The sequence below is a fragment of the Hydrogenophaga sp. genome (assembly GCF_025699295.1).
Taxonomy (GTDB): domain Bacteria; phylum Pseudomonadota; class Gammaproteobacteria; order Burkholderiales; family Burkholderiaceae_C; genus Hydrogenophaga.
Window position 1 is genome coordinate 237,598 of record NZ_JAILWB010000006.1, and the last position, 13,666, is coordinate 251,263.

Below are 13,666 nucleotides of genomic sequence, written 5' to 3' on the forward strand. Positions count from 1 at the left end.
GGACCCTGCACGGCATCAAGGCTGCGGTGCCTCGCGGTATTCGACGAAGGCCCGCCCGCGAACGTCCTGCGCCCAGATGCGCAGGGCTTCTTCCACCTTCTCTTCGCGCACCATGGCCCGCACCATGTCGCGCTGCTCGCGCCGTGACAGCTGGGTCTGGCGGCGCTCTTCGACGCGAATGAGGTGCACGCCAAATCGCGACACCAGCGGCGCGGACATCTCGCCCGGCTGCAGCTTGTTCATCGCCTCCTCGAACTCGGGCACGAACTGGCCGGGGTTGGCCCAGCCGAGATCGCCGCCCTGGCTGGCCGATCCGTCCTGGCTGTGCTCGCGCGCCAGCGCCTCGAACGTCGCCTGACCACTGGCTACCTGCTGGCGGTAGCCCGCCAGGCGCGCCACTGCGTCGGCTTCGCTGAGCTGGGCCGTGGTGCGCAGCAGGATGTGGCGCGTCCGGGTCTGCGTGATCACAGCGTCCGGCAGGCCGGCCTGGCGCTTCTCGATCACCTTGAGCACATGGAACCCGGCCGGGCTGCGCAGGGGGCCGGCCACGGCCCCGACGTTGAGCGAGCGTGTCGCGTCCACGAACAGCGTGGGCAACCGATTGGCCGCCCGCATGCCGAACTGACCACCGCTGGCACCCTCGGGTGCATCGGAGAGCTCGCGCGCCAGGGCGGCGAAGTCCGTGCCGGCGCGCGCCCGGTCGGCCGCACCCTGCGCGCGGGCCTGCAGCTCCTGGACACGCTGCTCACTGGCACCTTCGGGCACCGCAACCAGCACGTGCGCCAGATTGAGCTCCAGGCTGGCCAGGTCGTTGCTGCCCTGCTGCTCGCGGATGAAGTCGTCGACGTCGGCGTCAGTCACCCGCACCCGCGCATCGACCTGGCGCTCGCGCACGCGCTGCAGCAGGATCTGGTTGCGCAGCTCGTTGCGCAGCTGATTGATGTCCATGCCCTCGGCAGCAATGCGTTGGCGCAGGGCTTCAGGGCTGAGCTGATTCTGCGCGGCGATCGCCAGCTCGGCCTGCGTCACGGCAGCTTCGTCCACCGTGATGCCGAGTTCGGTGGCCTGCTGCAGCTGCGCGCGCTCGTTGATGATCTGCTCGAGCACCTCGCGCGCGAGCACATCGCGCGCGGGCATGGCCCCTCCGCGCTGGGCCAGCTGCTGCTCCACGCGCAGCAGGCGCTGGCGCACTTCGTTGTTGGTCACAGGCTCGGAATTGACCAGGGCGACGATGTAATCCGCCGTGGCCTGCGCGGGCGCCGGCGCCGCAGTGGCGGTGCGCGGCAGGCTGAGCTGGCCGGTGGCGCGCAGGCCCTGCGCCTGCACGGCGCAGGCCCAGAACAAGGGCATGCAAAGCAGCCAGGTGGACAGGTGCAGGGGGGCGGTGAGGCGGTCAGTCATATTGTTGGAAGCGGCTGGGCGGGTTGATCTCTTCGCGCAGGTACTGGTAGCGAGGCACGTTGTCCTTGAGCGTCTTCAAGGGATTGGAGCCGAGGCGGGAGAAGCCGCTGAACTCCAGCTGGAACAGGATACGCTGGTTGGCCGACAAGGCACTGCGCTGCAGGCGTTCGAGCACAACGCGCCCGATCCAGCAACCCGCATCGTATTCAAAGCCCGCGACCAGATCGACCACCTTCTTGTCGGGCACGCTGTAGTTGATGCGGCCCACGCTGTACCACTGCCCGGCGCCGAGTCCGCGCCCGGGCACGCTGGTGCGTGCGGGGGTTTCCCACAGACCGTTGAGCGGCCACTGCCAGCCCAGTTCGTACTGCTCGCTGACGCCGCGCTGCAGACGGTAGGCAGCGCTCAGCACGCGGTAGCGGCTGGGGGTATAGCGCGCGGCCAGTGTGGTACGCACCGATTCGCGGCTGCCCGGGCTGTACTGGAAGTTGGTGTCGACCATCCAGCTTGGGCTCCACTGCACCCGCGTGGCGAGCAGGACGTCGCTCAGGCGTTCTTCCACCGGATCCCCGCCGGGCAGGCCACTGGCATTGGGCAGGAAGACGTTCTGGTTGCGGATCAGGTAGCGCTGCGCCAGGCCCACGCGCACGATCTCGGCGCCCGACGTCGGGTCCAGCAGGCGAGAACTGGCGCCCACCGTGACGGCGCGCGTGTCGGAGATGCGGTCGTTGCCGCCAAAGACGTTCTCCGAGAAGATGGTGGCGAAGTTGAAGTCGTTGGCGGCGGAGTCGTAGTTCGGCAGCAGGCTCTGGTCGCGGTAGGGCGTCCAGGTGAAGAACGCGCGCGGCTCCAGCGTCTGCACGAAACCGCGTCCGAAGTAGCGCGCGTCGCGCTCGAAGACCATGCCACCGTCCAGGCTGACCGTGGGCAGCACGCGCGAGGCGCTGCGCGCGCCGTTGGCCAGCGGGTCGTCGAAGTGGTACTGGGTGGCGTGCAGTTGCGCTCGCGGCTTGATGAACCAGCCCGGCGTCTCCCAGCGCCGGCTGAGATCGGCGATGGCCAGCGAACGCGAACCGTTGGTCTGCCTCGTGAGCAGTGGATCGGACTCGAAGCGCGTGTATTCCCCCGTGAGCGACCAGTTCCAGTCGTTCAGGCCCGCCAGGCGTGCGTCGCCACGGCTGTAGCGCACCGCAACCGATGGCAGACGGTCGTAGGGCGGCACGATGGGCGCATCGACGTCCTGAAGGGTCTGCCAGCTGTAGGCTCCGGCACTCACCGACCAGGGCCCCCGGTTCCACGACAGCACCGCATCACCGGCCAGCAGACGGGTGGTCAGCGATGCCGTGGCGCGCGGAAAGTCGCGCCAGTAGTCGTCGTCACTGACGCGGTTGACATTGATTCGCAGGCCGGTCGAACCCCCCGGAGCCAGACGCGTGCCACTCAGGTTCTGGTCGTGTTGCCACGAATAACCCCAGCGGTCACTGTCGCGCAAGGGGTCCGAAGGCATGAAGGCGCCACGCACCTGGCCGGCGTAGGTGGGCTGCAGATACCGCACCTCGGCGCCCAGGTCCACGCCGCGCTTGCTCATCAGCGTGGGGTAGAGCGTCGCGTCCAGGTTGGGTGCGATGTTCAGGTAGTAGGGCAGCGTGAGCTCGAGCCCGTTGATGTTGTCGATGTTGATCGTCGGCGGCAAGAGGCCGGACTTGCGCGTGTCGGTCAGCGGAAAGGTGAAATAGGGCCAGCCCAGGATCGGAACACCCTTGAATTCCAGCACCCCGCCGGTGGCCGCGCCGGTTTCGGCAACGTTGTCGAACTCGATGCGCGTGGCCCGCACCAGCCAGTCCGGCATCCAGTCGGCGCCGGGCGTGCGCGGGCAGGTCGAGTAGCGTGCGTCGTGCGCCACCGCCTTGTCCTCGCCGAGAAAGTCGATCCGGCTCGCATCGCCCTTGCCCTCGTTGTTGAGCAGCGTGAACTCCGGCTGCTCGAAATGGCCTTCGAAAGTGTCCACGTTGAGTTGCAGTTCCGGACCCTCGAAGCGGTCGCCGGCCCGGTTGATCAGCACATGGCCCTGCGCCCTGGCCTCGCGGCTGCGCTGGTCGAATTCCAGCCGGTCGGCGCGGATGACGGTGTCGTGCCGGCGCAGCTCGGCATCGCCTTCGATCGTGGTCACGCCGTCCGTCTGGCCTTCGATGCGCTCACCTGAGACGAAGGTCGGCGCCCGATCCAGGGCCTCTTCGGGCAGCTTCTCCTGCAGCAGGTCACTGGCCTTGAGGTTGACGGCGGGGGAGGGCCGCTCGTCACCATCACCTGACTGCGCATACACCCCACCGGGCGTGGCCAGCGCCCCCAGTGCGATCAGGGCCAGCAGGCCATGCACCGCGCGCGCCACGGGCCGTGCCGCGAACAGCGCGGGAGCGAACACGCCGCGCATGCGGTAGGTGGACGGCGGATCGTTGCGACGGTTCAAGGGGATGGACTTCGGTGGCCGGTTTGCCAGGATGGGCTCGATGAGCGGGCATGAGAGCCGGCCGCCGCCCTGCAGGGGGTTTGTAGAATCTCTGGCGATTATCCACGGCCCGACTGTCCCGGGCACCGCCCGGCCACCCCGCCCACCCAACCACCCGCATGACCCTGCCCCACCCCGCCGTCGCCTGGGCCGAACCCCTGCGCGAAGCTGCCTTTCACGCATGGTTGGCGCCCCTGGCCGCGCGCCTGGATCTGCTGCCGCAGACGCTGCGCCCGGCCTCCGCCGATGCCAGCTTTCGCCGCTACCTGCGCGTGGACACGCAAATCGGCGGCAGCCTGATCGTGATGGATGCGCCGCCCGCGCACGAGAACTGCCAGCCCTTCGTGCACGTGGCCGGGCTCATGCGCGCGGCCGGCCTGCTGGTGCCCGAGGTGCTGGCCTGGGACGAGCCACAGGGCTTCATGCTGCTGAGCGACCTGGGCCACCAGACCCTGCTCGACGGTATCGACGCATCGAATCCGCAGGCCAACCATGCGCGCTACATGCAGGCGCTGGACGCCCTGCTGGCCTGGCAGCTGGCCTCGAAACCCGGCGCGCTGCCGCCCTACAACGAGGCGCTGCTGCGCCGCGAGCTGCAGTTGTTCCCCGACTGGTACCTGGGGCAGCACAAGGCTCTCACGCTGAGCGATGCGCAGGCGCAGACCCTGCAGAAAACCTTCGACACCATCGTGGCGCACAACCTCGCTGCCCCGCAGGTGTATGTGCACCGGGACTTCATGCCGCGCAACCTCATGTTGCCGCTGCAACCCGGCGATACTCCGGCGCAGCAGCTCGGCGTGCTCGATTTCCAGGACGCAGTGCACGGCCCGATCACCTACGACGTGGCCAGCCTCATGCGCGACGCCTTCCTGAGCTGGGAGGAAGACTTCGTCATTGACATCACCGTCCGTTACTGGGAAAAGGCGCGCGCCGCCGGTCTGATGGACTTCGAGGACTGGCACAGCGACTTCGGCGCCTTCTACCGGGGCGTCGAGTGGATGGGCCTGCAGCGCCACCTCAAGGTCGCCGGCATCTTCGCCCGCCTCACGCTGCGCGACGGCAAGCCGAAGTACCTGGCCGATGCGCCGCGCTTCATCGGCTACATCCGCCACACCGCGCACCGCTACCGCGCGCTCGGCCCTTTCCTGAAGATGCTCGACGAGATCGAGGGCCTGCAGGCCGCATCGGGCTACGCCTTCGGGCGCGTCTGAGCCCCATGCCACGCTTCCATTGCCCGGCCCCGCTGCGCGAAGGCCAGCCCCTCGCGCTGCCGGCCGCCACCGCGCGCCACGTGCAGGTGCTGCGCCTGCAGCCCGGGCAGCCCCTCACCCTGTTCAATGGCGAGGGCGGCGAGTGGGACGCGGTCATCACGCGCATGGGCCGCAGCGAGGTGGACGTGACCGTCGGCGCGCACCGCGCGGTCGAGCGCGAGCCGGCGCGTGCGGTGCACCTGGCCCTGGGCATGCCCGCCAACGAGCGCATGGACTGGCTGGTGGAGAAAGCCGCCGAACTGGGCGCGGCCAGCCTGCAACCGCTGCACAGCGCGCACAGCGTGCTGCGCCTGGCGGGCGAGCGTGCCACGAAGAAGCAGACGCACTGGCAGTCGGTGGCCGTCGCGGCCTGCGAGCAGTGCGGTGGCAACCGCGTGCCCCTCGTGCACGCCGTGGGCGACCTGGCCACCTGGCTCAAGACATTGCCCGCCAGAGACGCAGCGCAACCCGTGCAGCGCTGCCTGCTCTCACTGGCAGAAGGCACACGGCCCCTGGGCGCGGTGCTCGCCGCCGCCAGGGCCGATGCGCCGCTGCTGTTCCTCAGCGGTCCCGAAGGCGGCCTCAGCCCGGCGGAGGACACCCTCGCGCGCGCGGCCGGCTTCGTGCCCGTGACGCTGGGGCCGCGTGTGCTGCGCGCCGAAACCGCCGCGCTCACCGCGCTGGCGCGGGCCGTGGGTGACGGCTGAAGAAACGCCAGATCACGTCGTTGGCGGCGATGGCGTCTGAGCCCGCCTGGCCACCGAGCACCTTGCGACCACCAGGCCATGCGTGCCCACCGGTCTCGGTCACGCAGAGCTGGACCTCGCTGCCCTCGCGGCAGGGCGCGCGGGTCTCGCACCAGGCCCCGGGCACTTCCAGCACGCGGCGCGGCTGCGCAAGGCAGCCGTTGAGCCGCGACCACTTCGCCACCGTCTCGGGCACCGAGACGAAGTCCGCGTGAGTTGCCGAGGCACTGCCCGACCCCCCGTTGAACAGCACGCGGTCGTCGTCGCGCGCATGGATGTGCAGCACCGGAACCGGCCGCGATGGCGAGCAGGCCGGCGATCCGTCGGTGCCGGCCACGGCCGCGATGGCGGCGAAGGTGTCGGCCATCTCGCAGGCCAGGCGGTACGACAGCATGCCGCCATTGCTCATGCCCTGCGCGTAGATGCGCCGGGGGTCGATGTCCAGGCGCCGCCGCACGTCGGCCACCACCGCGCGGACGAAACCCACGTCGTCCACGTTGCGCTCGCGCGCCTGGCCGCAGCACAGACCCGCGTTCCAGGTCGCGAGCTTGCCCGAGCGCAGGCGGCTGAAGCCGTTGGGAAACACGATCACGTAGCCGGCCTCCCGCGCATGCGACACCAGGCCGTAGTAGCGGTCATTGGCCTGGATTTCCATGTTGCCGCCCCCGCCGTGAAAGGACAGCACGAGCGGCCAGGCTGTCCCGGCGCGGTATTGCGGCGGCACCTGCACCAGGTACTCGCGGGTGAGCCCGCCGTGCTGCAGGGCCAAGCGGTGTTCGCCCGGCTGCAGGCCCGGACCTTCGACCTGCGCGGCACCCCTGATCGGGACGCCCAGGGCGCCCGCGGCCAGAAGGGCCAGCAGCGCCCGGGCCCCGTTCCTGAATGTGTTCTTCATGCCGGCTCTCCTCTTCAGCCCGGGCTTGCGCCAGCCTGCCCCGGGCTCACAGCCCGCGCGAGCGCCGCGCGCGCCAGCAGGCGCGTGGAGTCCAGGGTGGGCAGGGGCGAATTGGCGTCGTTCATGATCAGCGGGATTTCGGTGCAGCCCATCACGACCGCGTCACAGCCGGCGTCGCGCAGCCGCCCGAAGACCGCCTGGAAACGGGCCACGCCCTCGGGGGTGAACACCCCGCGCACCAGCTCGTCCATGATGACGCGGTCGATCACGTCGCGGTCCGGCCGGTCGGGGCGCACCGCCTGCAGGCCCCGCACCGCGAGCTGCGCGGGATACACCTCGCTGTCCACCAGCCAGCGCGTGCCGGTGATGCCCAGGCGCCGGAAACCGCGCCCCGCCGCGGCTTCGGCCACCACGGCACCGATGTGCAGCCAGGGCAGCGGCGAGCGCGGTTCGACCAGGTGGAACGCCCGGTGGATGGTGTTGTCGGGGCAGATCAGGAAATCGGCCCCCGCGGCCGCAAGCTTGTGGGCGGACCTCAGCATCAACTCCGCCACGCCGTGCAGGTCACCCCGACTCAGGCAGTCCACGTAGTCGGCCAGCGAGAGCGAATGCAGCGAGACCTCGGGGTGGGCGTGCGCGCCCAGCACGGCCTCGCCCTCGGCGCACACCGTGCGGTAGCAGAGCGCGGCGCCTTCGGCCGAGCAGGCGACGATGCCGATGTGCAGTGTCATGGCGCAAGTGTCGCGCAGGAAAGGACCGCCCCACCGCCCCGCGTTGGCCCCGGGCCTTGTATAAACGACGACTTATGAACAAGAACCTCTGGCTGCTGGCCGCCGCGCAAGGCCTGTTTCTCACCAACAACGTGGTCTTCATTGCGATCAACGGCCTGGTGGGCCTGTCGCTGGCGCCCGCGGGCTGGATGGCCACGCTGCCGGTGATGGGCTACGTGGTCGGCGGCGCGCTGTCCACACCGCTGGTGGCGCGCACCCAGAGCGCGCTCGGGCGCCAGGCCTCGTTCCAGATCGGCCTGCTGGTGGCGCTGGGCTCGGCGCTGCTGTGCGCGTGGGCCGTGATGGACCGCAACTTCTGGCTGCTGGTGGCCGCCACGGTGATCGCGGGCTACTACAGCGCCAACGGCCAGCTCTACCGCTTCGCGGCGGCCGAGCTCAGCGCCCCGGCATTCCGCGAGAAGGCCGTGTCGCTGGTGCTCGCGGGCGGGCTGGTGGGCGCCGTGCTCGGCCCCAACCTGGCCACGCGCACCAAGGACTGGATGGGCGTGCCCTTCGCCGGCGCCTACGTGGCGCTGGCCGTGGTGGCGCTGCTGTCCATGCTCGTCATGGTTTTCATGCGCTTCCCGCCGGTGCCACCGCGCGCGGCACACGCCGACCGGGGCCGCCCGCTGGGCGTGATCATGCGCCAGCCGGTCTTCATCGTCTCCACCGCGGGCGCGGCGCTGGGCTACGGCGTGATGAATCTGCTGATGGCGGCCACGCCGCTGGCCATGCAGGTCTGCGGCTTTCCGTTCGAGGACGCGGCGCTGGTGCTGGAGTGGCACGTGATCGGCATGTTCGCGCCGGGTTTCATCACCGGCCACCTCATCAAACGCTTCGGTGTGCTGACCATCATGGGCACGGGCGTGGTGCTCAACATCGTGTGCATTGCGGTGGCGCTCTCGGGTGTGGACCTGCACCAGTTCCTGATCGCGCTGTTCCTGCTCGGTGTGGGCTGGAATTTCCTGTTCACCGGCAGCACCGCGCTCTCACTGCAGGCCTACCGGCCGGAGGAAAAGGACCGTGCCCAGGCGGCGATCAACTTCTTCGTCTTCGCCACCATGGCGCTGACCTCGTTCGCCTCGGGCGCGCTGGTCACCACGCAAGGCTGGCAGTGGCTCAATATCGGCTCATTGGTGCCGGTGGCGCTCACCGGACTGGCTCTGCTCTGGCTTGCGGGGGTGCGCCGCCAGGCCCACAATCCGGCCTGAACCGCATGCCCATTCCGGGCCAGCGCAAGAGGGACACACCATGGGACTGCTGGATTCACTCATCGGCGCTGCTGCCAACGCATCTCTGGGCTCGCCACAGGGCCAGCAGGCACCGTCGGCCTCCGGCGCCGGCCTGCCCGGTGGCCTGGACCCGCAAATGCTGATCGCGCTGGTGGGCTCCGTGCTCGCCAGCTCGGGCGGCCTGCAAGGCCTGCTGGCCCGGCTCCAGTCGGGCGGTCTTGGTGATGCGGTGCAGTCGTGGATCGGCACCGGCGCCAACCAGCCGATCTCGGGCGATCAGCTCGGCAGCGCGCTCGGCCCGGATTTGATGGGCACGATCGCCGCGCAGCTTGGCGGCAGCCGGGAGCAGGCGTCGGGCACGCTGGCCGACCTGCTGCCTGGCCTGATCGACCAGTTGAGCCCCAAGGGTCAATTGCCCACCGACAACGAACTGGGTGGCATGGGCGGTCTGGGTGCCCTGCTGGGTGGCGGTCAGGCTGGAGGTGGCAATGCGGCCGACCTCATGGGCATGCTGGGTGGGCTGCTGCAACCCCGGCGCTGAATGAAGCGCTAAGCCGGGGCCGGCGCCTGCACTTCCAGCCAGGCCTTGAGCGTGCCGAACACGGCCGACGGATCGGCCTCGTTGAAGATCTCGTGATACAGCCCCTCGAAGGCGTGGCTGTGCACCTTGTCGCGAGGCGCCGCCGCGGCAAAGGCGCGGCTGCCCGCCGGTTGCACCAGGCTGTCGGCCCCGGCGTACATGAGCAGCGTGGGCACGCGCCAGCGCGGTGCCGCCGAAATCACGCGCGGGCCGTTGCTGTCAATGAACCGCGCCAGCCGTGCGCTGATGCGGTCATGCACCAGCGGGTCCTTGCGGTAGGCCTCCACAACCGCGGGGTTGTGCGAAATCCGGCTCGCGTCGAGGCGGTTGGACGTCGCGAAATTGGGCGCGAACCGGTAGAGCAGGTCGATCAGCTTCTTCTGCAACGCACCAATGCCGGCGTCCAGCGCCGGCGAGGACAGCACCAGGCCATCGACCGGCGCCATGTTGCGCTGCACGAAGGTGGCCGCGATCAGGCCACCCATGCTGTGGCCCATGAGGATCAGCGGGCAGGCCCAGGGCTCGGCAATGTGGCTGCGCGTGTCTTCCAGCACCTCGGCCAGATCGTCCAGCAGGGTGTCTTCCTCGGGCAGCACGCCGCGCGCCCCCCCTGATTCACCGTGGCCGCGCTGGTCGTAGGCGCGCACGCAGAAGCCCCATTCGTTGAGCCGCTGCGCCACGTGGTCGTAGCGCCAGGCGTGCTCGCCCAGGCCGTGCACGATGAGCACCACGGCGCGCGGGCGCCAGCGCATCGGCAGTGGCCAGTCGAACAGCGCCAGGTTCAGGCCATCGCGCAGCGTGAAGGGGGCCTGGGTGGTGTCGGACGACATGGCAGGTCGCTCAGGGCATGCGGGCCATCACCTGGGCCACGGTGGCGGTCAGGCGCCTGGCGTAGTCCAGGTGCAGGAATTCGTTCGGGCCGTGCGCATTGCTCCTGGGCCCGAGCACGCCGCAGACCATCATCTGCGCGGTCGGGAAACCTTTGCTGAGCATGTTCATCAGGGGAATCGTGCCGCCCTGGCCGATGGTGCCGCAGCCGGCGCCGAAGTGCGCCTGCGAGGCGTCCTGCAGCGCCTGTTCGAACCACGGCGTGGTGACCGGTGCGTTCCAGCCGCTGGCCGCACCTTCGCCTTCGAAGGTCACCCGGGCCTGGTAGGGCGCGTTGTCTTCCAGCAGGGCCTTGAGTTCCTGCACGGCGGCGGGTGCATCCACCAGCGGCGGCAGGCGCAGGCTGAGCTTGAACGCGGTGTAGGGACGCAGCACGTTGCCGGCATCGCGCAGCGCGGGAAAGCCCTCGGCCCCGGTGACGCTGAGCGTGGGCCGCCAGGTGCGGTTGAGCAGTGCCTCGACGGGGTCGGTGGTGGTGGGCAGGGCAAACAGCGTGCTGCCGCCGCAGTCGTGGTGCGCCCACGGGAAACGCTTGTAGATCTCTTCACCCAGGATCGCGGCCGTGGCCCGGGCCTGCGCGACCCGCTCTGCGGGCACCTCGCAGTGAAAGCTCGCCGGCAGCAGGCGGCCGGTGGCGCTGTCCTCGAGCCGGTCCAGCACCTGGCGCATGATGCGAAAGCTCGATGGCACCAGGCCGGACGCGTCGCCCGAGTGGATGCCTTCGGTGAGAATCTCGACCTTGAGCACGCCGCTGGCCATGCCGCGCAGGCTGGTGGTGAGCCAGAGCTGGTCGTAGTTGCCGGCGCCACTGTCCAGGCAGATCACCAGGCCCACATCGCCCAGGCGCGCGCGCAGCGCGTCCACGTAGGGCAGCAGGTCGCCCGAGCCACTTTCCTCGCAGGTCTCGATCAGGCCGACGATGCGCGGGTGCGCCACGCCCTGTGCCTTGAGTGCCTGGATGGCCGCGATGCTGGCGTAGACCGCGTAGCCGTCGTCGGCGCCGCCACGGCCGTACAGCTTGCCGTCTTCGATCCGGGGGATCCAGGGGCCGAGGTCGTTGCGCCAGCCGGTGAACTCGGGCTGTTTGTCCAGGTGTCCGTACATCAGCACGGTCTGGCCCGACGCGGGGGCGGGGGTTCCGTCCCGGCCGGCACTGGCGGGCAGCTCGAAGAACAGTACGGGCGTGCGTGGCGTGCCCTGGGCGTCGTTCAAACGCACCACTTCCAGCTGCAGGCCCTCGACGTTCTGCGCCCGCACCCAGTCGGCCGCGCTGTGCAGCACGCGGTCGAGCAGGCCGTGGGTTGCCCAGTCGGGGTCGAAGGCGGGCGACTTGGCCGGCACCTCGATGTAGCGCTGCAACTCGGGCACGATGGTGGTCGACCAGGATGCGTCGACATGGGACTGCAGGGCCGAGGCGTCAAGCAGGCTGGAAGGCAGGCGGGCGTTCATGGCATCGATCTCCGGGAGTGGGGAGCCTGAAGCTCCCCGGCAGACCATGCCCCGGGGGGTTCAAACCCGGAGAAGAGTATAGGCACGCACAGGCATTTGTGCGCCTGCCGGACGCCCCGGAGCATCCGCGGGGCGGGGCATGCACCTCCTCGTGCAGATCCTCTTAGGCGTGGGACACGCGGAAGAAGCCCACCGCCTCGGCCAGGCGCGAGGCCTGGTCCTTGAGGCTTTCGGCGGCGGCCGCACTCTCTTCGACCAGCGCGGCGTTCTGCTGCGTCATCTGATCGAGCTGCGTCACAGCCACGTTCACCTGCCCGATGCCGTCGCTCTGCTCGCCCGCAGCCGCCGTGATCTCGCCAATGATGTCGCTCACGCGCTGCACCGAGCCCACGATCTCGCTCATCGTCTGCCCCGCATCGGCCACCAGGCGCGATCCCGTCTCCACCTTGTCCACGCTCGCGCCAATCAGGCCCTTGATCTCCTTGGCCGCCTGCGCCGATCGCTGCGCCAGGTTGCGCACCTCGCCAGCCACCACCGCAAAGCCTCGGCCCTGCTCGCCAGCGCGCGCGGCTTCCACCGCCGCGTTCAGCGCCAGGATGTTGGTCTGGAACGCAATGCCGTCGATCACGCCGATGATGTCGCTGATCTTCTTGCTGCTGTGGTTGATCTCGTCCATGGTCGTGACCACCTGGCCCACCACCTGTCCACCACGCACCGCGATCTCCGCCGCGCTCGAGGCCAGCTGGTTCGCCTGGCGCGCCGCGTCGGCGCTCTGGCGCACCGTGCTGGTGAGCTGCTCCATGCTGGCCGCCGTCTCCTGCAGGTTGCTCGCAGCCTGTTCCGTGCGCGCGCTCAGGTCCTGGTTGCCACTGGCGATCTGCTGGCTGGCGGTGCCGATGCTGTCGGTGGAGTTGCGCACCTCGCCCACGATGCGCGAGAGCGAATTCTGCATGTCACCCAGTGCGCGCATGAGCGTGGCGGTTTCGTCGCGGCCCACGGCATGCACCGGACGCGTGAGGTCGCCCTGCGCAATCGCGCTGGCCAGGAGCCGGGCTTCGTCCAGCGGGTTGCAGATGCTGGTCATGTTGGAGAGGGTGGTTGGCACCACCACCAGCGCCGCGATGGCCACGGCCAGGCCGAACAGCACCAGTGTCTGGCGGCTGGCGTCCAGCCCCGCCTGACGTGCGCTGGATGCCTCGGCCATCAACGCCTCTTCCATCTGCCTGAGGCTCTGCAGCAGCTCGTCGTAGCTTGCATGCGCGCGGTTGAGCATGCGGTTGGCCACGGTGGCCGAGTCGTAGCCGCTGGTTTCGAGCTGGCGGGTCACCGGCTCCACCGCGCTCACGTACTGCGCGAGCTGCTCCTTCATCCTCGGCACCAGCGCGTTGTCCTGGTCTTCGCCGCCGGCAAGCATCAGGTCGAGCTGGCGCTGCGCCTCATCGCGCGCGGCGAGCCAGGCGGCCTTCGCCTTGAGCACCTGCTCGGGCTTTTCGTAGGCAATGACCATGTCCTTCTCGGCGCCACCCATGTCGCGCAGCGACATCTGCAGGCGCGACAGCGTCAGCGTCTCCTCGAACGGGCCTTCGACAAATGTCTCGTTCAAGGCCTGCAGGCGCTCGATGCCCCACCAGCCGGCGCCGCCCACCAGGGTCAGCAGCATCAGCACGACGCCAATGGCGCCCAGCATGCGGGTACGGATGGAAAACTGGCGCATCATGTTTTGCATGTCGGTCTCTCTGTTGATGTGTATCTGGTTCTTGAATCGGTGACGGCGGCGGCCTTTGGACGACCTCAGGCGGCGGATGCGGGCTGCGGGCCCACGCGGAAGATCCGGATGACCTGATCGAGGCGCAGGGCCTGGTCCTTGAGGCTTTCGGCGGCGGCCGCACTCTCCTCGACCAGCGCGGCGTTCTGCTGCGTCATCTGATCGAGCTGCGTCACAGCCACGT

At 69.5% G+C, this 13,666-nt stretch carries 11 protein-coding genes and 1 pseudogene; 4 read left to right on the plus strand and 8 right to left on the minus strand.

Annotated features, from left to right (window positions below):
• Window positions 1-15: 15 nt before the first annotated feature.
• Both K5880_RS08430 and lptD read right to left on the minus strand, forming a co-directional pair.
• On the minus strand, window positions 16-1,401 hold the full coding sequence (locus tag K5880_RS08430) for a peptidylprolyl isomerase (RefSeq protein ID WP_297650697.1): 1,386 nt from the start codon (window positions 1,399-1,401) through the stop codon (window positions 16-18).
• Window positions 1,394-3,868 carry an LPS assembly protein LptD gene (gene lptD / locus K5880_RS08435; RefSeq protein ID WP_297650699.1) on the minus strand — a complete coding sequence of 825 codons (2,475 nt, stop codon included), beginning with the start codon at window positions 3,866-3,868 and terminating at the stop codon, window positions 1,394-1,396. The genes K5880_RS08430 and lptD overlap by 8 nt, the downstream gene beginning before the upstream one ends.
• Before the next feature lie 158 nt (window positions 3,869-4,026).
• On the opposite strand from lptD, the gene K5880_RS08440 reads away from it, so the two are divergent.
• Together K5880_RS08440 and K5880_RS08445 are read left to right on the plus strand one after the other, a co-directional pair.
• Window positions 4,027-5,118 carry a phosphotransferase gene (locus tag K5880_RS08440; protein ID WP_297650701.1) on the plus strand — a complete coding sequence of 364 codons (1,092 nt, stop codon included), beginning with the start codon at window positions 4,027-4,029 and terminating at the stop codon, window positions 5,116-5,118.
• Window positions 5,119-5,123: 5 nt separating this feature from the next.
• Entirely contained in the window at window positions 5,124-5,864 is a 741-nt protein-coding gene (locus K5880_RS08445; protein WP_297650703.1) for a 16S rRNA (uracil(1498)-N(3))-methyltransferase, read from the plus strand.
• Here the strand turns inward: K5880_RS08445 and K5880_RS08450 are convergent.
• Entirely contained in the window at window positions 5,830-6,798 is a 969-nt protein-coding gene (locus K5880_RS08450; protein ID WP_297650705.1) for a PHB depolymerase family esterase, read from the minus strand. The two genes, K5880_RS08445 and K5880_RS08450, sit on opposite strands and share 35 nt — an antisense overlap.
• 14 nt (window positions 6,799-6,812) lie before the next feature.
• On the minus strand, window positions 6,813-7,529 hold the full coding sequence (locus K5880_RS08455; protein ID WP_297650707.1) for an amino acid racemase: 717 nt from the start codon (window positions 7,527-7,529) through the stop codon (window positions 6,813-6,815).
• A 74-nt stretch (window positions 7,530-7,603) separates the two neighbouring features.
• Between K5880_RS08455 and K5880_RS08460 the strand changes: the two genes are divergently transcribed.
• Entirely contained in the window at window positions 7,604-8,779 is a 1,176-nt protein-coding gene (locus K5880_RS08460) for an MFS transporter (protein ID WP_297650709.1), read from the plus strand.
• Complete coding sequence (locus K5880_RS08465; RefSeq protein WP_297650711.1) at window positions 8,742-9,341, plus strand: YidB family protein; 600 nt, start codon at window positions 8,742-8,744, stop codon at window positions 9,339-9,341. The genes K5880_RS08460 and K5880_RS08465 overlap by 38 nt, the downstream gene beginning before the upstream one ends.
• Before the next feature lie 8 nt (window positions 9,342-9,349).
• On the opposite strand, the gene K5880_RS08470 is transcribed toward K5880_RS08465, so the two are convergent.
• The 4 genes and pseudogenes from K5880_RS08470 to K5880_RS08485 form a co-directional block, all read right to left on the minus strand.
• Window positions 9,350-10,210, minus strand: a complete 861-nt coding sequence (locus tag K5880_RS08470; RefSeq protein WP_297650713.1) for an alpha/beta hydrolase — start codon at window positions 10,208-10,210, stop codon at window positions 9,350-9,352.
• 10 nt (window positions 10,211-10,220) lie between these two features.
• Window positions 10,221-11,717, minus strand: coding sequence for a M20 family metallopeptidase (locus K5880_RS08475; RefSeq protein ID WP_297650715.1), 1,497 nt, complete (start codon window positions 11,715-11,717; stop codon window positions 10,221-10,223).
• A gap of 163 nt (window positions 11,718-11,880) precedes the next feature.
• Window positions 11,881-13,443: a methyl-accepting chemotaxis protein gene (locus K5880_RS08480; RefSeq protein WP_297650716.1), complete on the minus strand. Its 1,563-nt coding sequence runs from the start codon at window positions 13,441-13,443 to the stop codon at window positions 11,881-11,883.
• A gap of 65 nt (window positions 13,444-13,508) precedes the next feature.
• A pseudogene (locus K5880_RS08485) lies at window positions 13,509-13,666 on the minus strand (methyl-accepting chemotaxis protein); the annotation flags it as partial.

Coding starts and splice junctions, on each gene's coding strand:
- K5880_RS08445 (WP_297650703.1), top strand. CDS start 5,124: ATGCCACGCTTCCATTGCCCGGCCCCGCTGCGCGAAGGCCAGCCCCTC.
- K5880_RS08450 (WP_297650705.1), bottom strand. CDS start 6,798: ATGAAGAACACATTCAGGAACGGGGCCCGGGCGCTGCTGGCCCTTCTG.
- K5880_RS08475 (WP_297650715.1), bottom strand. CDS start 11,717: ATGAACGCCCGCCTGCCTTCCAGCCTGCTTGACGCCTCGGCCCTGCAG.
- K5880_RS08440 (WP_297650701.1), top strand. CDS start 4,027: ATGACCCTGCCCCACCCCGCCGTCGCCTGGGCCGAACCCCTGCGCGAA.
- K5880_RS08470 (WP_297650713.1), bottom strand. CDS start 10,210: ATGTCGTCCGACACCACCCAGGCCCCCTTCACGCTGCGCGATGGCCTG.
- K5880_RS08480 (WP_297650716.1), bottom strand. CDS start 13,443: ATGCAAAACATGATGCGCCAGTTTTCCATCCGTACCCGCATGCTGGGC.
- K5880_RS08430 (WP_297650697.1), bottom strand. CDS start 1,401: ATGACTGACCGCCTCACCGCCCCCCTGCACCTGTCCACCTGGCTGCTT.
- K5880_RS08455 (WP_297650707.1), bottom strand. CDS start 7,529: ATGACACTGCACATCGGCATCGTCGCCTGCTCGGCCGAAGGCGCCGCG.
- K5880_RS08460 (WP_297650709.1), top strand. CDS start 7,604: ATGAACAAGAACCTCTGGCTGCTGGCCGCCGCGCAAGGCCTGTTTCTC.